Below are 26,310 nucleotides of genomic sequence, written 5' to 3'. Positions count from 1 at the left end.
TGCCTGGGGAGGGAGGGGTTCGTGGCTGCTGCTGGACCGGTGTCAGTTCAGCGGAGACGTACCGAATCGGCTGGGAAGGCCCAGTTTGCCAGGGTTGAGGATGCCGGCCGGGTCCAGGGCCTTCTTCACCGCGACGAAGGTCGCGAAGCCCGCCCCGAGGGATTCCTCCAGGTAGGGGCCGCGCAGCAGTCCGCAGCCGTGGTGGTGGCTGAGCGCCGCCGCGTGCTCGATCAGCACGGCGTTGGCCGCGTCCCACACCGAGCGGTACCAGTCCCGGCGCGACTCGGGAGCCACGTCGCCGCGCAGCGAGAAGTAGACGCAGGCGCCGTCGGTGTACGCGTGGGACTGGTGGGCCGAGGCGGCCAGGGTGCCGGGCACCGACTGGATCGCCGCGACCACCTCGTCGTAGATCACCGGGAGGTCGGTCCAGGACGCGGCCATCTCCAGGGTGTCGGCGACGAAGCCGGGGCCGGGCGCGAAGCCGTCGGCGGACTTGCCGACCAGCATCCGCTCGTCCAGCCACCGCTCGAAGACCGCCTGGCTGTCCAGCTCGGGGCCGTACGCCTCGCACACCTCGGACGCCACCTTGATCGAGGCGTCGACGATGGCCGGGTCGCCCTCGTCGGCGATCAGCAGCAGGTTGGTCTCCGGGTGGCCGAAGTGGGTGCCCGACTCCAGGGTGTCGTACAGCCGCAGGACGGCCGGGGTCGCACCGCGCTGCATGATCCGGCGGCAGGCGTCCAGGCCCTCCGCGAAGCTCGTGAAGCCGTACGCCACGGCCTTGGCGTACTCCGGCAGCGGGTGGACCCGCAGCCGCGCCGAGACGATGACGCCGAGGGTGCCCTCGGAGCCGACGAAGAGCTGGCGCAGGTCCGGGCCGACCGCGGCGCGGGCGTAGTCGCCGTACGTGGCGCGGGTGCCGTCCGCGTGCACCACGTCCACGCCGACGACCATGTCCTCGATCTTGCCGTACCGGGTGGAGAGCTGACCGGCGCCGCGGCAGGCGATCCAGCCGCCGACCGTCGAGACGGCGAACGCGGACGGCCAGTGGCCGGTGGTGACGCCGTACTCCTCCTGGAGCTGCTTCTCGAAGAGGTCGCCGAACATGCCGGCCTGGACGTCCACGATGTTGGACTCGGCGTCGAAGCCGGTGATCGCGTTCAGCCCGCAGACGTCCAGGACGACACCGCCGAAGACGGGGAGCGCCGCACCGGTGACGTTGGAGCGCCCGGCGGACGGGGTGACCGGGACGCCCGCCTCGTGGCAGATCCGCAGCACGGCCGCGACCTGGTCGGCGTCGGCCGCCTCGACGATCACGGCGTCCGGCGTCGCGGGACGGCCCTCGGTCTCGCCGATCATCGAGCCGGCCCACCAGTCGCGGGTCCGGGCGACGACCTCCTCGCGGGCGGTGTGCACCGCGTGCGCGGCCTCGCGCAGCGCCTCGACGACGCTCCCGGGGACCTCGACGGGGTCGGCCTGGAGGGCGGCCTCACCGTCGCCGATGGGGGTGTTCCGGGCCCACTTGGCGAAGCTGGGGGCGCCGATCGTGTAGTCGCCCCGGTTGAACGGATGGGTGATGGTCTGACGGCTGATCATGCTGCTGCCCCTTCGAGGAGTACGGACTTTTCGTGACGGACGGCCGCGAGGTATTCGGAGACCGAGCGCTCCACCTCGGCCTGGGTGAGGTTCAGTTCCCGGCCGAGGACCGCGCCCACGGCCCCGGCCGCCTCGGCGGAGGCGTCCCGGGCGAACAGCCGGGCGCGCAGCCGCCGGGAGAGGACGTCGTCGACCGAGCGGGCCAGTTCGGCACGGGCCGCGTACACGACCTCGGCCCGGGTGTACGGGAGCCCCGCGACGATCGGCTCGGCCAGCGTCGGGTCGTCCTGGATCAGGTCGCCGACGAACCGGGCCTCGGTGCCGAAGCGCTCGCCGAGGTGCGCGGCGATGCCGCCGGAGGCCGCGACGGCCTCGGCGTCGTAACCGGCGCCGCCGAGCAGCGGGAGGTCGGTGGTGCGGCTCCTGCCCTTGCGGCCGAGGACGGTCATCACCTTGTCGATGACCAGCTCGCCCATGTGGCGGCTGGTGGTGAGCTTGCCGCCGGTCACCGTCACCATTCCGGTGCGGCCGACGGTGATGTGGTGGTCGCGGCGCATGTCGAGGGTGGCGCCCTCCTTGCCGCCGACCAGCGGGCGCAGACCGCCGATGGAACCGACCACGTCGTCCGGGGTGAGCTTCCCCTCGAAGGCGGTGTTGGCGCCCTCCAGCAGGAAGTCCATCTCCTCGCGGGTGCAGTGCACATCGTCGGGGGAGCCCTGGTAGTCCTCGTCCGTGGTGCCCAGCACGACGCTGTTGCCCCAGCGGGTGCAGGTCGCGCGGCGGGCCCGGCCCGGGATCGGCACGGTGACCGTGCAGTTGATCCGCACCTTGTCCCACGGCACCACGATATGGACGCCCTTGGCGGGCCTGACCTGCGGCGCGTGACCGTCGTCGGCCTTCGCGTCCAGCTCGTCGGTCCATACGCCGGTGGCGTTGACGACGGCCCGCGCGCGGATGTCGAAGGAGTCGCCGTCCGCCGATACCCGGGCGCCGGCCACCTTGCCCCTCTGCATCAGCAGGCCCTCGGCCCTGGCCCCGTTGAGGACCGTCGCACCGAGCGCCGCGGCGGTCCGCACGATGGTGAGGACGAGCCGGGCGTCGTCGGTGCGGGCGTCGAAGTACATCAGCCCGCCCTTGAGGTTCTCCGCCCGCAGCGTCGGCGCCTGCGCGAGCACCTCCGGCACGGTGAGCCGCTGGTGGAGCTTGCCGATCCGCCAGCCGCCGACCAGGTCGTACGTCCACAGCAGCCCCTCGAAGCCCTTGGCGAGGCGGGCGTCGAAGATGCCCTCCTTCTCCAGGATCGGGAAGAGGAACGGCAGCCGGTGCACCAGGTGCGGGGCGTTCTTGCGGAAGCGGTGCCGCTCCAGCAGCGAGTGGCGGACCAGGTTGACGTTGCCCTGCTCGATGTAGCGCAGACCGCCGTGCACCATCTTCGAGGACTTCGACGACGTACCGGAGGCGAAGTCGTCCTTCTCGACCAGCGCCGCGCGCAGCCCGCGCGAGGCCGCGTCGAGCACGGCGTACGCCCCGGTGATGCCGCCGCCTATGACGAGCACGTCGTACGTGTCGTCGGCCAGCCGGCGCTTGAGGGCTGCCCGGTCGAGCAGCAGGGGCGTACGGCGGGTCGCCGCGGCGCTGCGCCTCGGCTTCCGGGCGGGCATGGTGATCACAACATCAACTCCTGGTGTTTCGGTGCGGCGGCCACGAGGTCGGTGGGGGCCGCCGGTGCGACGGCCGGGGCCGTCAGTGGGGGGTGTGAGGTTCGGGGGCCTTCAGGGGGAGCAGCGCCGGATCGCCGAGGTGGGCGATCAGCACGTCGCGCCAGGCGTACCGCTGCGCGGCGCGCTCGGCGGCGGTGATCGAGGGCTCGAAGATCCGGCCGAGCGGCTGTGCCTCGACGACCTCCTCCAGCGAGGACCACAGGCCCTGGGCGACCCCGGCGAGATACGCGGTGCCGCGCAGGCTGGCGGTGGCGGAGTCGGAGACCCGCTCCAGCGGCAGGCCGGTCAGATCGGCCTGGATCCGCATCAGCGGGTCGCTGCCGGATACCCCGCCGCCGACCCGGAGCCGGGTGAACGGGGTGCCCATGGTGTCGGCGACCCCGTCGATCAGGTCGCACACCGAGTGCGCGATCCCGTCGAGCACGGCGCGGGCCAGATCGGCGCGGGTGGTGGCGAGGGTGAGCCCGGTGAGGGAGGCGGTGGCCTCCGGGTGCCAGACCGGCGTACGGACCCCGGCGAGCGCCGGGACGAAACGCGGGGTGCGGCCCGGCCGGGTGGGGACCCGGCCCGCCTCCTCACCGAGCTCCTTCGGCGAAGCGAACAGGCCCAGGTCGTCGCAGAGCCAGCGCAGCGCCGACCCCGCCGTGGAGGTGTACGCCTCCAGGCTGTAGTGGCTGATGTCGCCCTGCCGCCGGCCGGGCTGGGCGAGCACCCCGGAGATGTCCGGCCGGGGCAGGGCGGGCGTGGTGCCGGTCGCCGCGTCGACGAAGGCGCCGGTCCCGTAGACGCACATGCCCTGCCCGGCGGCGAGGCCGCCGAGCGCGACGAGTGCGGCGTGCTGGTCGCCCATGGAGGCGGCCAGCGGGACGGCGATGCCGAGGGCGGCCGGGTCGGTGGTGCCGAAACCGGCGTCGTCGGAGCGGAGCTCGGGGAGCAGGTCGAGGGGGAAGCCGAGGTGGCCGATCCACTCCTCGTCCCAGGCGTGCCGCTCCAGCAGGTAGCCACCGGTGGAGGCGGCGTTGGTCGGTGTCGTGGCGTGCACGGCGCCGCCGGTGAGCCGCCAGATCAGCCAGGTGTCGACGGTGCCGAAGAGCAGCCGGCCCGCACGGTGCGCGGCGGCCGCCTCCGGGTGCTCGGCGATCTGCCGGGCGGCCCAGAGGAACGGTGCGCGGGCGCCGACCGGCCGGCCCTGGCGGGCCAGCAGCGCGGCGTCCCACTCCGTCTCGTACGAGGTCAGCTCGGCCGCGTACCGCCGGTCCTGCCACACCACCGCGGGCAGCAGCGGCCGCCCGGTCACCCGGTCCCACAGCATCGCGGTCGCCCGCTGGGTGGAGAGCGCCACCGCGGTGATGTCGATGCCCTCCTCGCGGGCCCGGCCGACGGCCCGGCGCGCCACCTCGACGGTGGCGGTCCAGATCTCCATCGGGTCCTGCTCGACCGAGAGGTCGTCCGGATGGCTGACCTTGATCGACCGGTAGAACACCTCGTGGGCCCCGCCGGAGTCGAGCACGACTCCGGCCCGGGTGCCCGTGGTGCCCTCGTCGATGGACAGCACACCGCGCCGTGCGGCGGCGCCGGGGAACGTCTGCGTCATTGCAGCCCTTTCATTGCGAGCATCGCGAGCGAGCCGTACGGAGGGAGAGGGAGGGGAGAGCACCATCGTGGGGTGCGGCGGGCCCGGCGGCCGGTCAGCGCGCGGTCACGGACGCCGCGGATCGAGGTGAGCCGTCCGGGGCCCCGGCCTGCCGGTCCGGTCCGGGGGCCTCGTCGGGGGAGGCGGCCTTCGTCGGGTCCCACTTGATCGCCAGGCAGGTGATCAGGCCGAGCAGCGGCACGACGGAGAGCACCAGGAAGGTGTCGGCGAGCCCCAGCGAGTCCTTGATCTGCGGGAAGACGTACAGCCCCACGACACTGCCGAAGCTGCCGACCATCCCGGTGACACCGGTGCCGAGCGCGCGGACGTCGCTGCTGTACGAGAGCGCGGCGATGGACTTGCCGTTGGCGCCGGGGCCCGCGGAGTGGCAGAGGATGAACAGCACCGGCAGCAGGAACGCCACGGCCGTGGGCACCTTCTCGAAGGTCAGCCCCATCGCGAGCAGCGCCACGAAGACCCCGGCGAAGCCCGCGGCGGAGCTGAGCCGCAGTCCGAGCCTGCGGCCGAAGTAGGCGGAGAGGAGCCCGCCCGCGATGCCGAAGGCGTTGAAGACCATCGATCCGATGGTGGCCTTCTCGAAGCTCTCGCCGAAGATCGTCAGACTGATCAGCGGCAGGTACCAGCCGACCGCGAAGTACTGCATCGACTGCCCGAGCGAGATGACCGAGGAGAGCACCGTGCGCGGCAGGTACTCGCCCTTGAAGAGCAGCCCGGCCTGGCGGAAGCCGATGGCGGGCGCCTCGGTGGCGGCGCGGGTCGCCTCGTCGGGCTTCCCGGCGACGGCCTTGATCCGGTAGATCCGGTCCAGGTTGACGACGGCCTCGTCCAGCCGCCCCTTGCTCGCCAGCCAGGTCGGGCTCTCCCGCAGCATCAGCCACTGGCCCAGCAGCAGCGCGGCGGCGACCACCGCGGCCGAGCCGACCGACCAGCGCCAGATGTCGGCGCCGACGTCCAGGTTGAAGAAGACCAGGGCGAGCGCGAGGTTGCTGGTGGTGGCGACGTACCAGACGGCCTGCCACAGATTCAGCCGGCCGCCCAGCTTCGCGGGCGTGTACTCGGCGAGCAGCGCCATGGCGACGGCGAAGTCGATGCCGTACGCCACACCCACCAGGACCCGGCCGAGCCAGACGACGGTGAAGTCACCGGCGAAGGCGGCCAGCAGGGCGCCCGCGATGGCGAACACCTTGGCGATGAGCAGCGGGGGGACGCGGCCGATCCGGGTGGCGAGCCAGCCGCCGACCGGGTTGAAGACGATCGCCAGGGCCGGAGCGGTGGCCGTGAGGATCGAGACCTGCGTGCTGGTGAGCTCCATCTGGGACGTCATCGGCCCCAGACCGGCGCTCAGCGCGGCGTTCGAATAGGCGTCGAGGAACAGCCCGCCGAACACGAGAAACCAGATGACCTGCGCCCGGCCGGTGATCTTTCCCAGCCCATCGATGAGCGCAACGACGTCGGCGACGCCTTTGACGCTCGGACGTTGTGCCATGAATCCGCCTTCGAGGAAGACCCATCGGCGGCACGGGGAGCACAGAGAAACAGGCATGACGAAACCACCGACAGGTGGTCTATGTCTGTGCCTGTCAAAACACTGCGGAAAGCGCCGCAGCACGTGAACTGCAAGGAATGCGAACTACGCAGTGAGGTTAAGAACGAGTCAGGAGAAACGTCAAGGGTTTCCGGCAGGTTACTCGAACGTGACACGGGTCCGGCCGCCGGTCCTCGGCGGCGGGTGCCCGGTGGGCGGAGCGGGGCGGTCCGTGCCCGGGGCCGCCCCGCCCCACCTGCCCGGACGGGGTCAGCGCCCCGTCTGGAGGGCCGCCCAGGTGTCCGGCCCCACGATGCCGTCGGCCGTCAGCCCCCGGCTCGTCTGGTAGCCGCGCACCGCGGTCACCGTCTCCGGACCGAAGCCGCCGTCGACGCCGACCGTCGAGCCGAGCGCCGCGGTCAGGGCGCGCTGGAGCCGCTTCACCCCGTCGCCCGAGGCCCCCTGCCGGAGGCTCGGCGTCGCGCCGGCCGACAGCAGCGCGGTCCAGGTCCCGGCCCCCACCACACCGTCGGCGTCCAGCCCGCGCGCCATCTGGTACGCCGTCACCGCGGTACGGGTCGCCGTGCCGAAACTGCCGTCCACCGCGCCCGCGGCGTATCCCTGGTCGTTCAGCAGCTGCTGGACCGCCTTGACCTGGGCGCCCGTCGAACCGCTCTGCTGGGTCGCGTACGCGGCGAAGCTCAGCGCGTCGGTGCCCGCGCCGCCGCCGGTGCTCTGGCCGACCAGCTGCATGTAGCGGGTCCAGTCCCAGTAGGGGCCCGGGTCGGTGTGGTCGTTGCCCGGCGCCTCGCTGTGCCCGATGATGTGCGCCCGGTCCTTGGGGATGCCGTAGCGGTCGCAGAGGTACGCGGTCAGCGCCGCGGACGACCGGTACATCGCGTCGGTGAACCAGGACGGGTCGTCGATGAAGCCCTCGTGCTCGATGCCGAGCGCCGAGGAGTTGGCGCTCCTGGCGTGGTACGCGGTGTCGCCGTCCCGGACCATCTGGGTGATCTGGCCGTCCGAGGAACGCACCACGTAGTGGGCGCTCACCTCCGCCGTCGGGTTCTGGAACCAGCTGATCGAGCCCGCGTACGAGCCCTGTGTGACATGGACGATCACCTTGTCGATCTTCGCCGTGCGGCCCGCGGCGAAGTTGTGCGCGTCGGCCGGGACCCAGAGCGCCGAGGGGTAGTCGGGGCTCTGGGCGCGCGCCTCGGCCGCGGCGAGCGCGCCCTTGTGCGGGGCGACCGGGCGGCTGGTCACCGAGATCCGCTCGCCGCCGGGGGCGACGGCCCTGAGCCCGTCGGCCAGGAAGGTGTAGACGGTGTCGGCGTAGAGGGCGGCGGCGGAGCCCTGTCCGCCGCCGTACCGGGCGACGGCCGGGTACCAGGCGTCGATGTCGTCGCGGTCCCGGGCGTCGAGGCCGAGCTTGTCCGCGTAGCCGCGCAGCACCGCCGCGCCGCCCAGGATGTTGGCCGCGGTGTCGGTGCGGAGCTCGGCGAGCGGCTTGCCGGTGAGGGCGGCCGCCCGCTCCAGCGTCCGGTCGCCGGGGTTGCTCACCAGGTGCATCACGCCGTAGCCGCCCGCCTGGCTGGGGCGCCCGGCGTGGCCGTCGAGCCGGGTCTCGCCGTAACCGACGGCGGCGAGCAGATCGCGTGGCACGTCGAACGCCGCCGCGGCCCGTGCGAACGCCCGGTTCATCGGGTGGCCGCCGTCCGGAGAGGCGAGGGCCGGCGAGCCGGTCACGGTGAGGACGGTGGCGGTGAGGGCCGCCAGGACGGAGGCGCGGCCCCTTGTGTGGGCTGCGGCGCGGCTGGGCATACCTGCTCCTGCTCGGTGGGGGAGAGGAACGGCCCCCGGGCCCGAGTGGGGCGGACCGGGGGGCCGCGAATCGCGCTCAGCGTAGCCATCTGTCCAGGGCATGACAATCATCTGCCCGGTGTGTCGAAATCCCTTTCACTCCAATGGAGTTGGCAGGGGATCCGGCGGCCTGCCCGGGGGCGGACGGCCCGTCACGGGCAGGCCGGGGAGAGGGTTCCGGGTTACCAGCGGTCGCGGTGGATGACGTCCGCGGCCGGCCGGCGCCGCACCGGTCCGAAATTACCCTGCGGCCATCCGACCGGAATGGCGGCGTAGGTGTGCATGTCCTCGGGGATGCCGAGGGCCTGCTTCCACTCCTGTTCCAGCATCAGGTGCCAGATGGTGATGTTCGCCGCGAGCCCCAGCGCCCGCGCGGCGAGCAGGACGTTCTGCACGCCCGGGTAGACGCAGGAGCCCTCGGCGAGCGCCTGGAAGCGCTCCTGGGTGTTCATCATGTGCGCGGTCGCGGCCGGGCCGAGCGCCTGGGCGGAGGCCAGCAGCCCCTCCTCGTCCAGCCGCGGCTCGGGGAAGCGGTAGCAGGGCACGATCAGGGCCGGGGTGTCGGCGAAGTGGTCGCGCTGGTACTCGATCGCGGCGACCATCCGGCCGTACGCCGCCTCGTCCATGCCCTTCGGCGCGTACTTCCCGGTCGTCGCCAGATAGGCGTCCACGCACCGCTTCCACAGCGGCGCCAGACGCGCCATCACCTCGCGATCGGTGACCACGACGTACTCGTAGCACTGCATGTTGCCGCCGCTGGGACCCCAGACGGCCGCCTGTATGAGCTGTTCCAGCGTCTCGTCCGGCACCGGTTCCGGCTTCAGGCGGCGCATCGCCCGCATGGTGGACATCGTCGGGAAGAGCGCGGGCCCGTCGGAGCGGGGCGTGTCGATCGTCATGATCGCGGAGTGTACGGGCCGGACACCGGCTCCGGGAGGGCTGCCGACCGCCCGGAACCAACGAATTCGTACACCTGGACGTCCCCCCACCGCACGGGGGAACGGCGATCGGAATCACCTTCGCGAAGGCGTATAAATGGTTCCTCCGGACCAGCCGGCGTCCCCCGATGGCACTCACACCTCACGCGGCAGGGCGTCACCGCGTACGAGAGCGCAGGAGCGCCGCATGAGCACGGCAGAAGAGATCAACACCTTGCTGGTGGCGAACTTCGGCACCGACCCGCTCGCCATCCGGCCCGAGGTGTCGCTCCGTCACCTCCGGCTCGACTCACTGGCGCTGGAGGAACTGCGGCTGCTCATCGAGGACCGGATGGGCATCGATCTGGACGACGTCCAGCTGACCTCGCGGGACACCGTCGGCCAACTTGTCGACGCGGTGCACCGCAAGGCCGCCGCGTGACGGGCCGCCCGTACCGCCCGGAGCCCTTCGCCGCCGCCGTCACCGGGATCGGCCTGGTGACCGCCGCGGGCGCCGGGACCGAGGCGACCTGGCGCGAGGTCTCTGCGCCATCGGCCGCCCCCTCGGTCCCGCACCGGCCCGAACTCCACGGCCTGCCCTGCGACTTCATGTACACCATCACCGGCCTCGACCCTCGGGAACTGCTCGGGGTGGCGACCGCGCGGCTGATGGACCGCTTCTCGCAACTGGCCGTCGTCGCGGCCCGCGAGGCCGTCGCCGACGCGGGCCTCGACCCCTCGGCCTGGGACGCCGGACGGGTCGCCGTCGTCATCGGCTCCGCACACGGCGGACTGCCGTTCTACGACGAGCAGCACACCACTCTCACCGAACGCGGCGCCCGCCGGGTCTCCCCGAAGCTCGCCCCGCTCACCGTCGTCAACGGCGCGGCCAGCAGTGTCGCCACCGACCTCGGCGCGCTCGGTCCGAGCCAGGCCGTCTCCACCGCCTGCTCCTCCGGCACCGTCGCCCTCGGCACCGCCCACCAGATGCTCCGCACCGGCGCCTGCGACATCGTCGTCGCGGGCGGCGCCGAATCGGTCTGCTCCCGGCTGCTGATCGCGAGCGCCTGCCGGCTCAAGGCCGTCTCCACCCGGCGCGACGCCCCGGAGACGGCCTGCCGCCCGTTCGACATCCACCGGGACGGCTTCGTCGTCGGTGAGGGCGCCGGGCTCCTGGTGCTGGAACGCCCCGAGCACGCCCGCGCCCGGGGCGCCACCGTCCGCGCGCACGTCGCGGGATACGGCGCCGCCAGCGACGCCTACTCCGCCGTCGCCCCCGACCCCGGGGGCCTGGGCATCGAACGGGCCCTGCGCTCCGCGCTCGCCGACGCCGGGCTCGGCGCCGGGGACATCGGCCATGTCAACGCCCACGGCACCTCGACCGTCGCCAACGACCTCATCGAGGCGACGATGCTGCGCCGGGTCCTCGGCGAGCACCCCCTGGTCACCTCGACGAAGGCGATGACCGGCCACACCCTGGGCGCCGCCGGCGGCATCGAGACCGCGCTGACCGTGCTGGCCCTCCAGCACCGGCTCGTACCGCCCACCGTCAACCTCGACGCCCCCGACCCCGCGATCCCCGTCGACGTGGTGCGCAAGGAGGCCCGGCCGGGCCTGTTCGACGCGGCCGTCAAGACCTCGCTCGGTTTCGGCGGACACAACGCCGCACTCGTCCTCACCAGGGCCTGACCCGGAAACCGAGAGGCACCGAACCATGGCCGAGGAGATCATCCGGACCCTGTCGGTGGACGGGCTGCGCTACGGCTACCGGGTCCTGCGGCAGCCCTCGCCGCGCACCGAGCCGGTCATCGTTCTCGGCGGCGCGCTCCAGGGGATGTACGGCTGGCCGCAGATGGACGACCATCTGGGACCGCTCGCCTCCGTGGTCACCGCCGACCTGCCCGGCATGGGCGGCGCGGACCCGCTCCCGCCCGGCGCGGGCGACGACATCCTGTACGACGCCGTCACCGGCATCATCGACGATCTGGGCGTGCCCGGGGTCAACCTGTTCGGCTTCTCCTACGGCACCTCGATCGCCTTCGGCTGCGCGCGCCGCGACCCCGGCCGGATCGCCCGGCTGGTCCTCGGCGGGGTGCCCGCCCACATCAGCGACGCGCAGCGGGCGGAGTGGAGCCGGGCCGTCGCCCGGCTGGACACCGGCGACCTGGAGGGGCTGGCCGGTCTGGCCGCCGGGGTGCTGATGTGCCAGGACCCGGAACGCAAGGTCCACCGGGGCGAGCTGGCCCGGCGCTATGTGCGCCGCTCGTTCCTCCACGCCCTCACCCACTCCCCGCACGCCGCCCGGTCGCTGCACCGGGCCCTGGCCCGGCAGCCGGACTTCTCCGGCGGACTGGCCGGAGTGCCGGCCCTGGTCTTCGCGGGCGAGCACGACACGGTGACCTCGCCCGAGCGGCAGCGGGCCTTCGCCGCCACGATCGAGGGCAGCAGGTTCGTCACGATCGGGGAGTCCGACCACTGGGTGGTCCTGGAGCGCCCCGACGACGTCGCTGACCTCGCGGCCCGCTTCTTCACCGACCGCCCGCTGGAGCCGGCGCCCGGACTGGCGGCCCTCCCGGCGCAGTCGCGGACCTCGCGGTCCGCGGCCGGACCGGACTTCGCCGATGTTCCGTAGCCCCCGGCCCGCTCCGGCGTGCCCCGTCACCGCCCCGCCCCGACCAGTCCCAGGAAGGAACGGTCATGGACAAGCCCGAGTTCGTCTACGCCCTCTACATCCAGACCACCGCCGATGAGCTCTACCGGGCGCTGACCGACCCCGGGCTCATCAGGGTCTACATGGGCGGCTACGGCCCCGACTCCACCTGGGAGGCGGGCGCTCCGGTCCGCTGGAAGATGGACCCGGACGGAGAGTTCGAGGAGGTCGGCCAGCGGGTCCTGGAGGCGGAGCCCGGCCGGCGGCTCGCGTACACCTGGCACACCCTCCAGCCCATGCACCGCCAGATGTTCGACTTCGCCTCGGACGAGGAGTGGGGGAGGGCGGTCCGGGAGCGGTCGAAGGTCGCCTTCGACATCGAGCCGGCCGAGGACCCCGAGATGGGGATCAGGCTGACGGTCACCCACGACGGCTTCGACAGCCCGGACAGCAGGATGCTGGAGGGCGTGCGTGAAGGCTGGATCGCGATCCTCTCGACGCTCAAGACGCTTCTGGAGGGCGGGAAGTTCCTCGACGAACCGGCCTGACGGGCGGCGCGGTGCGGGCCGGGCCCGCCCTCCGGCGGAGGCTCAGGCGCCCGGCACCCGGTCGAGGAAACCGCTGACCGAGGCGATGCGCCCGTCCTCGGCGAGGGCGATCACGTCCGACCCGGCGACGGGCGCCGAGCCGTCGGCGGAGACCAGCTCCCAGCTGAAGCGCACCAGGTCGTGATGCCCGTCCGGGGTGCCCGCGAGCCGGAACTCGAAGCCCGGGAACTGCTGGTGGGCGCCGTCGATCGCGGCCGCGAGGCCCTCGTGGCCCCGCACATCGGCCAGCGGGTCGGTGTACGTGGCGGTCTCGGTGAAGGCGGCCGCGACGGCCTTCGCCGTCTCCTCGGCGGTCGTCGCGTTCCAGGCGGCGAAGTAGCGCCGGACGGCGTCCTCGTGAACGGTCATCGTGCTGTTCCTCTCCTCGTGGCCCGGCCCCGGCCGGGCCCTCGTGGGCTCGTGAGGAACACGATGTCCGACCCGCGCGGAGGCGTCGATTACCTCCGGGGTCATGGTCCGGCGGGGGAGCCGGACCGCCTCCTCATCCCTGGCCGTCCGACACCACGTGCATGGCCGCCTCCTCGGCCGACGCCCCGGCTCCGTCGATGCCGACGTCCTCGCCCGCCATGGTGTCCGGCTCGTCGATGTCCAGCTGGCGGGTGAGCCGCCCGGCGCGTACCGTGCCGACCTCGGTGTCCCAGAGCTCGCCGTCGCCGTCGGTCAGATCGCCCAGGCCGTCACCGGCGCTGCCGGGGAAGTCGGGGAGCTCACGGGCCAGGCGGCCGTCCAGCGACTCGCCGTCGTGCTGCTCGGCGGCGGTGGTGCCCCGGTCCTCCACGGCCCATGGGCGCTCGGGCGGGGAGTAGCCCTCGTCGAGCGCGTCGGTCAGCCCCCGGTTGTCCAGGGTGTCCTCGACGTCGAGCTGCTCGGTGAGGTCCGCGGCCTCCGGCTGCTGGGGCTGGTAGACGTCGTCTCCCCTGTCGGCATCCATGATGGTGTCTCCCTTCCCGGCTTCGGGGATCCCGGGCGTGCGTGCCGTACACACGACTCGGGGTGAAGGGGGCTTCTCATGCGGTATGCACCCGAGTGCTGTCGAACCGCCCGTATGGCTTCAGGATAAGTGGGACGGGCGCGAGCCCGCAGCCGTGGACCTCCGGCCGGGCGCCGGGGCCCGGTCGGAGAGACGATGGAAGACGCGGGCGTAACAGGCCCTGCCCCATCCGCATCGGAGAACGGACATGGATTACCCGGAGAGCTACCAATTGGTATTTCAGGCGTCCGCCGTGGAGGACGACACGGTGACCGTGCGGCGCACGGAGCGGTCGGGGGCGGGCGGATTTCCGATCTACGAGGACGAGACCGGAATCGTGCGCGCGGAGATCAGCGACCGGGGCGAGGTGCGCATGCTGGCCAGCGGCGGACACCAGGTGCTCGGCACCCCGCTGGTGGTGCGGGAGACGAGCGGCTGAACGGGCCGGTGGCCGTCAGCCCTCGGTCCAGCCGTGGTTCTTGGCGAATTGCAGCAACCCGCGCCGGACCTGCAGGATCTGGGCCCCGGTCAGCGAGGGCGCGGACTCCAGCAGGACATCGGTCACGTCCCGGGTGTACTCGGCGGCGCTGAGCACATCGCACAGGGCGTCGTCGTCGGCCGCACCGGAGGCGGAGACCCCGAGCGGCCTCGGCGGAGTCAGCGGCTTTCCGTCGGGTCCCTCGGCGAGCCGGACGGAGGAGGCCTTCAGCCCCCGGTCGCCGTCCTCGATCTCGAACTCGACCGCCGTGCCCGTATGGACGTAGGACTCGGGGATCAGCATGTCGTTCACATGGAGGAAGACGTCCTCACCCCCGTGCTCGGGCGCGATGAAGCCGTATCCCCGAGCTCCGTCGAACCGCACAACGCGACCAGAAACCACACCGACCCCCAGAAAAGAACCGGGCCCCTTGCCCGTACACCACACATGGCTCGCTCGGAGAATAGCCCCGACCGGCCGGGTGGCGCGACCCGGCCGGGGGCAATTCCCCCTCCCCGGGCCGGGCGGCTCAGCGGACCCGGCGCGCGGGCGGGGCCGCGCTCCCGGCCGCCAGCGGGGAGCGGGCCAGCTCCATGCAGCCCGCCGCGATCAGGGCGATCGCGACCAGTTCCGGCAGCACCCACCAGCCGGTGCGCAGCTCCTCGCCGAACAGCGTCACCCCGTACACCACGCTGATCAGCGCGTCCCCGAGGGTCAGCATCGGCTGGACGGCGACCAGGGTGCCCGCCTGGAGGGCGTTCTGGAGGAGGAAGAGGGCGCCCACCCCGGCCGCCGCGGTGGCGTACAGCTGCCAGGACGTCAGCAGCGCCCCCGCTCCGCCGCCCCCTTCCAGCCGCGCCATGGCGTCCTTCATGAGCGCGGCCGTCAGCGCGTACCCGCACGCCGCGGCGAGGCCGAGCAGGGCGCCCCGGGTGTTGCCCCGGCTGCCCAGGGCCGCGGAGATCAGCGCGGCCTCGAAGAGCCCGGTCAGGATCAGGGTGGGGATCCAGGCCGCTCCGTGCACGGAGGTGCTGCCGCCGCCGGGCGCCGCGGAGGCCATGCCCAGGGCCAGTCCGAGGGTCACGGCCGCCACCCCGTACCAGACCCGCGGGGGCAGCCGGACGCGCATGACGCACGCGGCCATCAGCAGGGTGGCGGGCAGCTCGATCACGAAGATCGGCTGGACCACGGCGATCGCTCCGGTCGCCAGGGCCACGGCCTGGCAGACGGCCGCGACGATCACCAGCCCGATCCCGGCGAGCCAGAGCGGCCGGCGCAGCAGATGTCCGATCAGCGACAGGCGCATCGCCTCGCTGTCGGGGACGGTGCGGGCGGCGCGGCGCTGGAGCACGGAGGCGGCGCCGTTGCTGAGCGCGGTCAGCACGGCGAACAGGACACTGATCACCGCCCCATGATGCGGTCGGCGGGGCCGTGATCCGGGGTCCCGCGGCAGGACGGCATGGCGGGCCGCCCCCGTGGCGCGGACCGGACCCGCCCGCGGGGCCGCGCGGTGGGGCGTCCGCCCGTCCGCCCGGACTACGGCGTGGTCGCGCCGTGGTCCGGGCGGAGCGCCTGCCAGGCGTCGGCGGCGGCGGTCGCGGGGTGGACGGGGGCGTCGTGCAGCCAGTGGCTGACGAGCCCCATGACGGCCCCCGTGGCGCAGTGGGCGCGCATCTCGACGACCGGGGAGCCGGCCGGGCCGACCCCGGCCTCGACCAGCTGGAGTGTCACCTGCTCGGCGACCAGCTGGTGCAGCCGGTTGATGAAGCGTGCCGAACCGCACGGGCCGAGCATCCGGCGGTAGAGGACCGCGTTCGCGTCGACGTGGTCCAGGATGTCGACGAAGGCCGGGGGCATGTCCCGCGGCAGCACCACCAGAGGACACCGGGCGACCAGCCCGACCAGCCCGGCCAGCTCGTTCTCCATGGCGTCCAGCAGCAACTCGTCCAGGTCGCGGTAGTGCTGATAGACCGTCGCGCGGTTGATGGTGGCCCGCTCGGCGACGTGGGCGACGGTGATGGACTCGGGCTCGTGTTCGGTGGCGAGCTCCAGGACGGCGGCCCGCAGCAGGGCGCGGGTCCGCTGTACCCGGGGATCGACGCGCTTGGTCATTTGCCCAGCCTACACCGGTTAGGCGACAGGTGTCGCGGACTGTGAGCCGTCCAGCGCCCGCCCCGGCCCGCGGCTCGGGTCCTCCAGCAGCAGCCCGTATTCGAGGGCCCGGACGACCGCGAGCGTGCGGTTGGGACAGTTCAGTTTGGCCAGGACGTTGCCGACCAGCCGCTTCACGCCGTGCTCGGAGATCTGCAGCCGCCGGGCGGTCTGCTTGTTGCTCAGCCCCTCGGCCACCAGACGGAGCACCTGGAGTTCGCGCGGGGTCAGTCCGGTGCCCGGCGCTCCCCAGGGCTGTGCCTCGGTGGCCGGCCGGCCGTTCTGCCGCAGCACCCGCCGGGCGAGCGCCGTCGACACGTAGAACTTGCCGGCCATGACGTCCGAGACGGCGTCGGCGAAGACCCGCGGCGTGAGCCCGGACCAGTCGACCAGGGCCTGGACGCAGGAGTGGGTGGTGCGGGGCACCCCGAGCGCGTCGGAGTCGTCGACGAGCAGCAGGAGCCGGACCGGGCGCTCGGTCAGGCCGTCGGCGGTGGCCGGGTTCTCGGTGGCCGCGAGTTCGGCGGCGGACACCACGACCAGGTCGCAGCTGTCGACACCGGCGCGCAGGGCTTCCTCGCCGGTGCTGAAACAGCTGACGTCGGCGACATCCGGAAGGAGACGGAGCATTCCCTCGACCCCGTATCTGAGGACCTCGTTCTGCAGGATCAGCGCGATTCGGAGACCGGTCTCGTCTGATCGGGTTACCACTTGAAATCCTCCTATGTGGAATATCGACTGCAAGCAGGGACGGCGATCGCGGACACGAGGTCGGTCCGGGTGGGCAGGTCGGTGACCGACCAGCTGTCGAATTCGCATCCCGTGACCCTGTGGTTCACTCTCGCGCAAGCCTGTCCGGGGGATACCTCGATCGTCCCGAGTTCGGCTTCTATGCCTATTCCGCTGGCCTTGACGACCGCTTCCTTCCGGGTCCAGCAGCGGAGGAACTCGACCGCGCGGAATTGCGGCGCGACGTCACCGAGATGGCGTCGTTCACCGGCGCTCAGAACCGAGTGCGCGAGCGAGGACACATCCATCGGGCGCACCCGCTCCAGGTCCACGCCCACCCGGACGCCCTCGGCGGCGGCGCACACCCAGTACGGCCCGGACCGGGAGAGACTGAACTCCCAGCGTGTGCGCGGTCTGTCGATGCGCGGCCGGCCGTGGCGCACCCGGCCGCACCCTGCGCACGGGCGGCGGCCGAATCGGATCTCCGCCGGATCGCACTCCAGGATTCCGGCGAGACATCGTCGTACCCCGGCATGCGCGGCGGCGAAGTATACGGAACGCAGCGGATCGCGAAAAGCCGCGACACGCCCGTGCTCCTCGGGAGAGAGAAGGCCGAGATCGCTCGGGGCGACCCGGCCGGTGGACCGCCCGTACTGGACGACCACGCCGTCCGGTACCTCGTCGCGATCGATTTGTTTCAAAAGATCTGCGGCGAACATGTTCACAGAAACGAAACACCCCCCGTGTTCGTGCAGGACGACTCTCGGCCGTTCGCTGCGTTCCCAATGCAACACGGCTCCGCTGTACTTCCGCTGTACGTTCCAAATTCCGCGATGCCCGCATCGGACGTGACCCCCGGTAAGCCTCCTTTCATTTCGCCGTTGCCGTTCGGGCCGCCGGTGCGGACTACCCGATCGGGCAGCCCGGACGGGGCGCCCGGAGGCGGCCGCGGTGGACCCCGGACGGCCCCCTCGGGTCGGCCTCCCGACGGGGCGCCGGTTGCTGTGAGGATGCTCCCGAATCTGCCGACGCCCGTACGGAGGCCATCGATGACGACCACATCAGATCCCGACCTGAGCGGCCTTGAGACGGACGTGTGCGTGGTCGGCGGAGGAGCCACCGCCCTCTACGGCGCGCTGCTGTGCGCGCGGGCCGGCCGGTCGGTCGTCCTGGTCTCCCCGCAGCCCGGGTTCGAGGCCGCGGGGGCGGGCATCTCACCGCTGCTGGCCCCGCCGACCCTCGGGCTGCTGGCCGCCTCGGGGATCGACGAGCAGCTCACCGCGGCCGGCCGCGAGGTCCTGGGTGTGGACGACCACGGCAGCACGGGGATGCTCTCCAGCTGGCGGTACGCCGACCACGCCGGAATCGCCCGGCCCTACGGCCTGACCGTGCCGACCGGGACCACCGTCCAGGCACTCCTCGCCGAACTGCGCGCACAGCCGTCCGCCACCGTGCTGAGCGGCGAGCGCGTCGTCTCGGTGGAGCAGGACGCGGAACGCGTCCTGCTCGGCTTCGAAGGGACCGCCGGGCAGGACGGCGACGGTTCCGCGCGGCGACGGATCGCGGCCCGTTACGCGGTGGCCGCCGACGGCCGGCAGTCCGCGCTGCGCGACCTGGTGGGCGTCCGGCCGGAGGTCTCGGCCTTCGACCGCCCGGCCTGGCTGCTGGTCGCACCGGACGTGCCGGGGCGCGAATCCGTGCTGCTGGTCCGGCACCGGGCCCCGCGCGCCCTGTTCACCATCCCCACGCCGGGCCCCTCGTCGGCCATCGTCTGGTCGCCCGACCGGGACCAGGAGGAGCAGCTGGAACAGGGCGGCCCGGCCGCGCTGGCCGAACAGGTCAAGGAGGTCGACCCCGAGCTGTCCGAGTGGCTGGGCACCGTCGGCGGCCGTACCTCGCCGGTGATGCGGCTGGGCTTCTCGCTCTGGCGGGCCCCTTCCTGGCGGGTCGGCCGGGTGCTGCTGGTCGGCGAGAGCGTGCACGGGCTCCACACGCTCGGCGGCCAGGGGCTCAACCAGTCGTTGCAGAGCGCCGCGTCGGCGGCCGCGGCGATCGACGCGGCCCTCGCCTCCGGCGACCCGGCGGCGGTCGAGGAGTACGAGCGGGTGCGCCGCCCGCACGTCGAGCGGCTCCAGGACCTCCAGTGGAATCTGCAGGCGCTGGGCTACGGCACCGCTCCGGCGGTGAAGGGCGCGCACGAGGACTTCATCGACGTCATGACGGCGCTGCCCGCCGCACTCGCCGCCCAGCTCGCCGGCGGCGACCGCCGGGCCTGACCCGGCCGCGCGAGCGGGACCGATGAGAGGGAGGGCGCCCCCGGCCGGGGGCGCCCTCCCTCTCATCGGTCCCGTGGTCAGCGGCCCGGCGCCGGGACCCGCCGCTCCGGCGTGCGGGCGGCGGACGGACGGGTTCCGCCGCCGAGTTCGTACGCGGCCCGGAGCCCCTGCTCGACCGCCCGGACGGCGTTCAGGTCCCGGGCGTCGGCCGCGCCGCCCACCATCCGGTACGGGACGCCGAGGCCGCTCAGCAGCGGACGGAGTCCGTCCGCCGGAACCTGCCCGGCTGCGATCACCACCGAATCGGCGGGCAGCCGCCGCCGCACACCGTCCGCGTCGGTCAGCAGGACGCCGCCCGGCAGGACGGCCTCGTAGCGGACACCGGTCAGCCACTCGGTGCCATGGCGCCTCAGCTCGGCCAGCACCGCCCACCGGGTGCTGCGGCCCATGCCGTCGCCGATCCGGCCCGAGCGGCGCAGCAGCGTCACCGAGCGGCGCGGGACCAGCAGATGGGCCAGGTCCACGGCGATGCCGCCGCCGCCGATCACCACGACCCGGTCGCCCAGCGCCTGGGGGCGGGCGAACGCCTCCCGGTAGTCGACGACGTGCGGCAGGTGCTCGCCCGGCAGCCCGGCGGGCCGCGGGACCACCCCCGTCGCGGCCAGCACCCCGTCGAAGCGCCGCAGCGACTCGGCGTCCGCGCCCTCGACGGGGTGGTTCAGCCGCACCGTCACCCCGAGCCGGCGCAGCTCCCCGGCGAAGTACCGCACGGTGGCGCCGAAATCGGCCTTGCCGGGGACGAGCCGGGCGAGCCGGAACTGGCCGCCGAGTTCCGGCCCGGCCTCGAAGAGCTCCACCCGGTGGCCGAACGCCGCCAGCGCCCGAGCGCCCTCCAGCCCGGCGGGACCGCCGCCGACCACCGCGAAACGGCCGTGCCCGGCCCGGCGCCGACGCGCGGGCGCCGGGAACTCGGTCTCCCGCCCGGCCCTCGGATTGACCAGACAGGAGACCGGTTCGTCGCCGAGCGAACGGTCGATGCACGCCTCGTTGCAGGCGAGGCAGACGTTCGGCGCCGGGCCGTTCACCAGCCGGGACTTGCGGACGATCTCCGGGTCGGCCAGGAACGGCCGGGCCATGGACACGAAGTCGGCGTCCTCGCGGGCCAGGACCCGCTCCGCGAGCTCCAGCCGGTTGATCCGGTTGGAGGCGATCACCGGGGTGGGCAGTCCGGCCCGCCGCAGCGAACGGCGGATCTCCCGGGCGTGCCCCACCCAGGCGCCCGGCTCCACCACGCTCTGCACGGTCGGAGTCCGGGACTCGTGCCAGCCGACGCCCACGCCGAGCGCCGCGACCCCGGCGCGGGCCAGCAGGCGGGCGAAGCGGTGCACCTCGTCGGCCGTGCTGGACCCCTCCATCAGGTCGGCGCCGGAGATCCGGAACAGCACGGGGAACCCGGGGCCGACCGACGCCCGCACGGCGTCCAGCACCGCGAGCGGCAGCCGCATCCGGCGCCGGGCGTCACCGCCCCAGTGGTCCTCGCGCAGATTGGTCAGCGGCGAGAGGAACTGGTTGAGCAGATAGCCCTCGCAGGCCATCACCTCCACCGCGTCGAAGCCCAGCTCGCGGGCGCGCGCCGCACCGGCCGCGTACGCGTCGAGCAGCCGGGCCACGCCGTCCCCGTCCAGTGCGCGCGGCACCCCGAAGGGCCCCGGCACCGCCGACGGCGCGACCGGGGTACGGCCGGTCGCCGCGGGTGAGGTCCAGCGGCCGGCGTGGAAGAGCTGGAGGGCGATCCGCCCGCCCTCGCGGTGGACGGCGTCCGCCCAGGCCGCGAGGGCCCGGTGGCGGGCGGGGTCGTCGATCCGGGCGTAGTGCCGCCCGCCGGAGCCCTCCGGGCTCACCGCGCAGCCGCCGGTGACGATGAGCCCGGCGCCGCCCCGGGCGCGCTCGGCGTAGAAGGCGGCCATGGCGGCGCCGCCGTCCTCGCGGGTCTCCAGATTGAGGTGCATGGCACCCATGACGATCCGGTTGGCGAGCGTCAGCCCGCCGATGTCGCCGGGGCGGAACACATGCTTCAGCACCTGGGGGCCTTTCGTCGGGAGCGGACCGGAGCGGACCGGACCGGAGCGGACCGGACCGGAGCGGAGCGGGCCGGAGCGGGCGGGGCCCGGCGTGGGGCACGGAGCCGTCCTCAGCTCTCCCCGGCCGGCCGAGGGGGCAGGCTGAGCGGCGGGGAGGCGTCGGCGAAGAACGGCGGGGCGACCACGCTCAGCCCGCCGTCCACCACCAGGGTCTGCCCGGTGACGTACTCCGAGGCGGGCGAGAGCAGGAACGCGATGGCGTCCGCCACCTCCTGGACGCTGCCGGGCCTGCCCTTAGGAATCCGGTCGAGCACCGTGTCCATGCCGGGCATGCCGGGCACACCGTAGAAGAACTCCAGCGAGTCCGAATCGATCAGCCCGCCGTTCACCGCGTTCACATTGACGCCGTACGGAGCGAACTCCAGCGCCATGTAGCGCACCCAGGACTCCAGCGCCGCCTTCATCGACCCGAGCGCGGCGTACGTCGGATAGGCGCGGATGCTGCCGTAGCTCGACAGCGCCACGATCCGCCCGCCGTCGTCCATCAGCCGGACGGCCTGCTGGGCGCCGAGCACGAACGGCCGGAGGTTCATCGCGTACGACCGGTCCAGATGGTGCGGCTTCAGATCCATGATGTTCTTGAACGCGCCGGCCGCCGCGTTGGAGACGAAGTGGTCCAGGCGCCCGAACTCCGCCCGCACCGCCGCGAACAGCTCCTCGACGCCCTCCACCGACTCCACGTCCGCGCGCACGGCCAGACCCCGGCCGCCGGCCTCCTCCACCTCGGCCACCGTCTTGTCGGCCAGATCGGCGTTCTTCTTGTAGTTCACCACCACGGTGGCGCCGCCCCGGCCGAGGGTGAGCGCGAGCGCCCTGCCGATCCCCCTGGACGCACCGGTGATCAGCGCGACCCGGTCCGTGAACGGTCCGGCGACGGGGCTCACCGCCCGGCCCCCGCACCGTTCAGGAGCTCCCGGAACACGACCGCCTTCTGGATCTCGTTGGTGCCCTCCTCGAAGCGCTGGGCCCGCGCGTCCCGGTACACCCGCTCGATGGTGCTGCTCTTCCAGTACCCCGAACCCCCGTGCACCTGAAGGGCCTTGTCGGTGACCCGGGTGAGCATGTCGACCGCCGTCAGCTTGGCCATCGAGGAGAGCTTCGCCGCCTCCGGCCCACCGGCCTCCCAGCGGCGCGCCGCGTGCAGGGCCAGCTGGCGGCTCGCCTCGATGTCGGCCTCGTTCTCCGCGAGCATGAACTGGAGCGCCTGCCGGGAGGTCAGCGGCCTGCCGAAGGTCACCCGGCCACGGGCGTACTCCAGCGCCAGCTCCTGGGCCCGGCTCGCCAGCCCCACACAGCTCATCGCCACCGATATCCGGGACGGCGTCAGGAACCCGCCCAGGGCGACCGCCAGACCGTCCCCCTCGGCGCCGAGGCGGTTGGCCACCGGCACGGGGGTGCGGTCGAAGGTCAGCCGGGCGTGGTCGGTGCCCACCACGCCCATGGTCCGCGAGGTGTCCTCGACCGTCACGCCCGGGGCGTCGCGCGGCACCATGAGCGCCACCGTCCCCTCGTGGCCGCTGCTGCCCGCCACCCGCGCGGCCAGCAGCCAGTAGTCGCAGCGCACCCCGAAGGTGATCAGGTGCTTCGCGCCGGTCAGGTAGTACGTGTCGCCCTCCCGGACCACGGTCGAGCGCAGGTCCGCGCCGGAACCGGCCTGCGGTTCGGTGAGGGTGAAGGCGACCCTGATCCGGCCCGCCACCGAGGGCAGCACGAACCTCTCGCGCTGCTCGGGGGTGGCGAACGCGTCCATCGCCCGCCAGGTGCCGTTGACCACGTGCACGATCATCCGGATCGAGGCGTGCGAGCGGGAGAACAGCTCGATCAGCTCCATCCACTGCGGGAAGGAGACACCGCGCCCGCCGTACTCGGGCGGCGCGGCCAGCGACAGATGGCCGCGCTCGCGCAGCTCCGTCCACAGCTCCTGCGGCACCGTGCCCGAGGACTCGATCCGGTGCGCCCACGCCTCGGCGGGCCCGGCGACGTACTCGGCGATCTCGGCCCGGAGCAGCGCGAACGCCGCCGGGTCGAGGGCGGTCGCGCGCGGGGCGACATCCGTGGTGTTCATACGTGCTGCTCCTCGGGGACGGTCCGCGGCGGGGCGTCCGCCCGCTCGCGGAGGACGAACTTCTGTACCTTGCCCGCGGGGTTGCGCGGCAGCCGGTCCACCAGCCGGAGCCGCTCCGGCCAGTAGTGCTTGGAGACCTGGTGCTGTTCCAGGTACTTGCGCATCGCTTCCAGATCGAGGTCGCAGCCGTCGGCGAGCGCGACGAAGGCGCAGGCGCGTTCGCCGAGCCGCTCGTCGGGCATCGCGACCACCGCCACCTCGTCGACCGAGGGATGGCGGTGCAGCAACTCCTCGATCTCCGCGACCGGCACCTTCTCGCCGCCCCGGTTGATGACGTCCTTGACGCGCCCGGTGATCCGCAGGCAGCCGTCGGCGCCGATCACCGCCAGATCGCCGGTCCGGTACCAGCCGTCCCCGGTCCACACCTCGGCGGTGAGGTCGGGGCGGTCGAGATAGCCGACGAAGGGGGTCGGGGTGTGGATCTCCAGATTGCCCTCGCGGCCCGCCGCGAGCACCGTGCCGGTGTCGTCGGTGACCCGCAGCCGGACCCCGTCCATCGCGCGGCCGTCGGAGCCCCATGCCGTGGAGGGCTCGTCGTCCGGCGCGGACAGCGCCCCCAGGCAGGTCTCGGTGGTGCCGAACGCCCCGCACACGGCGGCGCCCAGCACCCGCGTGGCCCGCTCGGCGAGATGGCGCGGCACGGCGGCGCCGGCGACCACGAAGACCCGCAGCGCGGACGGGGCCGGGCGGCCGTCCGTCACCTCCCGCACCAGATCGGCCAGGAACGGGGTCGCCGCCTGGACGAAGGTGGCGCGGTGCTCCCGCAGCGCCCGCAGCGCCGTCCCGGCGTCCCACTGCGCCTGCACCAGCTGGGGCACGCCCAGGGTGACGCCCAGCCACATGCCGTAGAGGAATCCGGTCTGATGGGCGAGCGGGGAGGGGATGTGGACGACGTCGCCGTCGTCGAGGCCCAGCCGTTCGATCTGGAGGCGGACCGCGTGGGCGAGGGTGCCGTGGCGGTGCAGTACGCCCTTGGGCTCGCCGGTGGTGCCGGAGGTGAAGAGCAACTGGGCGAGCGCGTCGGGAGCGGGACCGCGGGCGGCGGAGGCGGCGGGGTCCGGCTCGGCGGCGGTGACCGTCGCGTTCCAGTCCGACCAGCCGAGTCCCGAGTCCTCGGCGGGCAGCTCCACCGGGGCACGGTCGGCGGAGACCACCGAGACATGGCGCAGCGCGCCCCGCGCGGCCGGGTCCTCGGCGAGCCAGGCCGCGGTCTCCCGGCCGTGCTCGCGGTCGCGGAAGCGGTCGGGGACCAGCAGCACCCGTGCGCCGGAGCGGCGCAGGGCGAAGGCCATCTCGCGCCGGCGGAAGATCGGCATCAGCGGGCAGCAGACCGCGCCGATCCGCAGCACCGCCAGCGACACCTCGACGAACTCGGCCCAGTTGGGCAGCTGGTAGGCCACCGGCTCGCCCGGCTCCACACCGAGGGACCGCAGGGTCGCGGCCGCCCTGTCCACCCGCCGGTCCAGTTCGCGCCAGGTGAGCGAGGTGTCGCCACCGGGGCGGACGTCCACCACGGCGGGGGCGTCCGGCCGCTGCCGGGCCCAGTGCCGCAGCAGATCGGGCAGCGACTCCGGCGGTTCGGCGGGCGCGGCCGGTTCGACGGACATCCGGAGCCCGAGGCCGGTCATGTCGTCCAGGAAGGCCGGGTAGGAGATCCGGTAGGCGCGCGGATAGGTCAGGGTGCTGGTCCCACGGGCCCTGGTGCCCGCCAGCGCGAGCGACATCAGCACCCGGTGGTCGTTGTACGAGGAGAGCCGGGCGCCCCGCAGTCCGGAGACCCCGCGGACCAGCAGCCGGTCGCCCGCCACACGGAGGTCGCCGCCCATCGAGTTGAGCTGGAGCATCGCCGCGACCCGGTCGGACTCCTTGAGCCGGACATGGCCGATGTGCTCGAAGACCGTCTCGCCCTCCGCGAAGGCCGCCAGTGCGGCGAGAGCCGGAAGCATGTCGGGGATGCCCCGGCAGTCCACGGTGGTGGCGCGCAGCCGGACGCCGTCATGGCGTATCCGCAGGCCGCCCGCCCGCGCGTCGAGCTCCATGGGCACGCCCATCCGCCCGACCACGTCGAGGAAGCGCGCCTCCGGGTGGTCCACCGGATCGCCGTCGAGCCGGGTGATGCCGCGCAGCAGCACGTCGGAGGGGTGCAGCGCGGCGGCGGCGATGCCGAACGCGGCGGAGCCGAGGTCCGGCGGGATCGTCAGATCGGTCGGGTCGGCCCGCTGGCCGGGCTCGATCTCGAACCGCCGCCAGTCGTCCGAGACGTCCACCCGCAGGCCGAAGCGGCGCATCATCGCCACCGTCAGCTCGACGTACGGCTGTTCGTTGACCGGGCCCGCCACCTCGATGACCGTGCGCCCGGTGGCGAACGGGGCGAGCAGGACCAGTCCGGACACCCACTGGGACAGGGTGCCGGGAACGACCACGTGCCCGCCGGACGGACGGCCCGGCCGCACCCGCACCGGAGGGCAGCCGTCCGCCGCGTCCAGCCGGACGCCCAGCTCGCGCAGGGCGTCCAGCAGCGGACCCGACGGCCGGCGCTGGAAGTACTTCTGGCCGGTGACGGTGACGGGGGTGTCGGCGAGCGCGGCGAGCCCCAGCATGAAGTACAGCGTGGTCCCGGAACTCCCGGCCGTGACGCTCTCGCGGCGCGGCCGGTAGGGGCCGCCCCGTACGACGTAGCTGTCGCCGTCGACGGTGATCCGGGTGCCGAGGTCGCGCAGCAGCCGGACGGTGTACCGCACGTGGCGGGCGTCCGAGACGCCGGTGATCCGGCTGGTGCCCTCGGCGAGCGAGGCGAGTATCAGCGCCCGGTGCACGTGGTACTTGGACGGCGGAACCGTGAGCTCACCCCTGAGTGGCTGCCGGTTCGGCCTGAGCGTGAGAAACATGAACTGCCTTTCCGGCTC

The 26,310-nt window shown here is 73.3% G+C and carries 23 protein-coding genes; 6 read left to right on the top strand and 17 right to left on the bottom strand.

The window, feature by feature from the left end:
* Positions 1-42: 42 nt before the first annotated feature.
* From ACFVFH_RS31110 to ACFVFH_RS31085, 6 genes are all read right to left on the bottom strand, one after another.
* The gene (locus ACFVFH_RS31110; protein ID WP_383774781.1) at positions 43-1,596 is read right to left on the bottom strand and encodes an FAD-binding oxidoreductase; all 1,554 of its coding nucleotides are present in this window, start codon (positions 1,594-1,596) and stop codon (positions 43-45) included.
* Positions 1,593-3,266, bottom strand: coding sequence for an FAD-dependent oxidoreductase (locus ACFVFH_RS31105; RefSeq protein WP_383774779.1), 1,674 nt, complete (start codon positions 3,264-3,266; stop codon positions 1,593-1,595). The genes ACFVFH_RS31110 and ACFVFH_RS31105 overlap by 4 nt, the downstream gene beginning before the upstream one ends.
* Before the next feature lie 73 nt (positions 3,267-3,339).
* Complete coding sequence (locus ACFVFH_RS31100) at positions 3,340-4,911, bottom strand: FGGY family carbohydrate kinase (protein WP_383774776.1); 1,572 nt, start codon at positions 4,909-4,911, stop codon at positions 3,340-3,342.
* Between the two features lie 94 nt (positions 4,912-5,005).
* Positions 5,006-6,457: an MFS transporter gene (locus ACFVFH_RS31095; RefSeq protein WP_383774774.1), complete on the bottom strand. Its 1,452-nt coding sequence runs from the start codon at positions 6,455-6,457 to the stop codon at positions 5,006-5,008.
* Positions 6,458-6,766: 309 nt separating this feature from the next.
* Positions 6,767-8,320, bottom strand: coding sequence for a peptidoglycan-binding protein (locus tag ACFVFH_RS31090; protein ID WP_383774771.1), 1,554 nt, complete (start codon positions 8,318-8,320; stop codon positions 6,767-6,769).
* Between the two features lie 221 nt (positions 8,321-8,541).
* On the bottom strand, positions 8,542-9,258 hold the full coding sequence (locus ACFVFH_RS31085; protein WP_383774769.1) for a nitroreductase family protein: 717 nt from the start codon (positions 9,256-9,258) through the stop codon (positions 8,542-8,544).
* 226 nt (positions 9,259-9,484) lie between these two features.
* Between ACFVFH_RS31085 and ACFVFH_RS31080 the strand changes: the two genes are divergently transcribed.
* From ACFVFH_RS31080 to ACFVFH_RS31065, 4 genes are all read left to right on the top strand, one after another.
* Positions 9,485-9,718, top strand: coding sequence for an acyl carrier protein (locus ACFVFH_RS31080; RefSeq protein ID WP_383774767.1), 234 nt, complete (start codon positions 9,485-9,487; stop codon positions 9,716-9,718).
* Complete coding sequence (locus ACFVFH_RS31075; protein ID WP_383774764.1) at positions 9,715-10,965, top strand: beta-ketoacyl-[acyl-carrier-protein] synthase family protein; 1,251 nt, start codon at positions 9,715-9,717, stop codon at positions 10,963-10,965. The genes ACFVFH_RS31080 and ACFVFH_RS31075 overlap by 4 nt, the downstream gene beginning before the upstream one ends.
* Before the next feature lie 25 nt (positions 10,966-10,990).
* Complete coding sequence (locus ACFVFH_RS31070) at positions 10,991-11,908, top strand: alpha/beta fold hydrolase (RefSeq protein ID WP_383774761.1); 918 nt, start codon at positions 10,991-10,993, stop codon at positions 11,906-11,908.
* 65 nt (positions 11,909-11,973) lie between these two features.
* A complete protein-coding gene (locus ACFVFH_RS31065) occupies positions 11,974-12,474 on the top strand; it encodes an SRPBCC domain-containing protein (RefSeq protein ID WP_383774758.1) in 501 nt (166 codons plus the stop codon).
* Positions 12,475-12,516: 42 nt separating this feature from the next.
* Here ACFVFH_RS31065 and ACFVFH_RS31060 read toward each other — a convergent pair whose 3' ends face one another.
* Entirely contained in the window at positions 12,517-12,882 is a 366-nt protein-coding gene (locus ACFVFH_RS31060; protein ID WP_383774756.1) for a nuclear transport factor 2 family protein, read from the bottom strand.
* Positions 12,883-13,015: 133 nt separating this feature from the next.
* On the bottom strand, positions 13,016-13,468 hold the full coding sequence (locus ACFVFH_RS31055; protein ID WP_383774829.1) for a DUF5709 domain-containing protein: 453 nt from the start codon (positions 13,466-13,468) through the stop codon (positions 13,016-13,018).
* A gap of 244 nt (positions 13,469-13,712) precedes the next feature.
* Here ACFVFH_RS31055 and ACFVFH_RS31050 point away from each other — a divergent pair, with 244 nt between their 5' ends.
* Positions 13,713-13,943, top strand: coding sequence for a DUF6296 family protein (locus ACFVFH_RS31050; protein ID WP_383774753.1), 231 nt, complete (start codon positions 13,713-13,715; stop codon positions 13,941-13,943).
* Positions 13,944-13,958: 15 nt separating this feature from the next.
* Here the strand turns inward: ACFVFH_RS31050 and ACFVFH_RS31045 are convergent, their stop codons facing one another.
* The 5 genes from ACFVFH_RS31045 to ACFVFH_RS31025 all read right to left on the bottom strand — a co-directional run bounded on the left by ACFVFH_RS31045 (position 13,959) and on the right by ACFVFH_RS31025 (position 17,581).
* The gene (locus ACFVFH_RS31045; RefSeq protein WP_383774750.1) at positions 13,959-14,384 is read right to left on the bottom strand and encodes a cold-shock protein; all 426 of its coding nucleotides are present in this window, start codon (positions 14,382-14,384) and stop codon (positions 13,959-13,961) included.
* Positions 14,385-14,511: 127 nt separating this feature from the next.
* The gene (locus ACFVFH_RS31040) at positions 14,512-15,387 is read right to left on the bottom strand and encodes a DMT family transporter (RefSeq protein ID WP_383774748.1); all 876 of its coding nucleotides are present in this window, start codon (positions 15,385-15,387) and stop codon (positions 14,512-14,514) included.
* 131 nt (positions 15,388-15,518) lie between these two features.
* A complete protein-coding gene (locus tag ACFVFH_RS31035) occupies positions 15,519-16,094 on the bottom strand; it encodes a TetR/AcrR family transcriptional regulator (protein WP_383774745.1) in 576 nt (191 codons plus the stop codon).
* Positions 16,095-16,112: 18 nt separating this feature from the next.
* Entirely contained in the window at positions 16,113-16,844 is a 732-nt protein-coding gene (locus tag ACFVFH_RS31030) for a LuxR C-terminal-related transcriptional regulator (RefSeq protein ID WP_383774742.1), read from the bottom strand.
* 11 nt (positions 16,845-16,855) lie between these two features.
* On the bottom strand, positions 16,856-17,581 hold the full coding sequence (locus ACFVFH_RS31025) for a 4'-phosphopantetheinyl transferase family protein (protein WP_383774827.1): 726 nt from the start codon (positions 17,579-17,581) through the stop codon (positions 16,856-16,858).
* A gap of 330 nt (positions 17,582-17,911) precedes the next feature.
* Between ACFVFH_RS31025 and ACFVFH_RS31020 the strand changes: the two genes are divergently transcribed.
* Complete coding sequence (locus ACFVFH_RS31020; protein WP_383774739.1) at positions 17,912-19,138, top strand: FAD-dependent oxidoreductase; 1,227 nt, start codon at positions 17,912-17,914, stop codon at positions 19,136-19,138.
* A 77-nt stretch (positions 19,139-19,215) separates the two neighbouring features.
* Here the strand turns inward: ACFVFH_RS31020 and ACFVFH_RS31015 are convergent, their stop codons facing one another.
* From ACFVFH_RS31015 to aroA, 4 genes are all read right to left on the bottom strand, one after another.
* Positions 19,216-21,219, bottom strand: a complete 2,004-nt coding sequence (locus ACFVFH_RS31015) for an FAD-dependent oxidoreductase (RefSeq protein WP_383774737.1) — start codon at positions 21,217-21,219, stop codon at positions 19,216-19,218.
* Positions 21,220-21,329: 110 nt separating this feature from the next.
* Positions 21,330-22,163: an SDR family oxidoreductase gene (locus ACFVFH_RS31010; RefSeq protein ID WP_383774734.1), complete on the bottom strand. Its 834-nt coding sequence runs from the start codon at positions 22,161-22,163 to the stop codon at positions 21,330-21,332.
* The gene (locus ACFVFH_RS31005; protein ID WP_383774732.1) at positions 22,160-23,344 is read right to left on the bottom strand and encodes an acyl-CoA dehydrogenase family protein; all 1,185 of its coding nucleotides are present in this window, start codon (positions 23,342-23,344) and stop codon (positions 22,160-22,162) included. Before ACFVFH_RS31005 ends, ACFVFH_RS31010 begins: the two co-directional genes overlap by 4 nt.
* Positions 23,341-26,292, bottom strand: coding sequence for a 3-phosphoshikimate 1-carboxyvinyltransferase (aroA, locus tag ACFVFH_RS31000; protein WP_383774730.1), 2,952 nt, complete (start codon positions 26,290-26,292; stop codon positions 23,341-23,343). Before aroA ends, ACFVFH_RS31005 begins: the two co-directional genes overlap by 4 nt.
* Positions 26,293-26,310: the final 18 nt, after the last annotated feature.

Origin of the sequence: Streptomyces sp. NPDC057697 (genome assembly GCF_042799335.1) — a bacterium.
GTDB lineage: Bacteria > Actinomycetota > Actinomycetes > Streptomycetales > Streptomycetaceae > Streptomyces.
The sequence above is the reverse complement of the archived record's forward strand: the minus strand, read 5'-3'. Positions and strand labels throughout refer to the sequence as shown.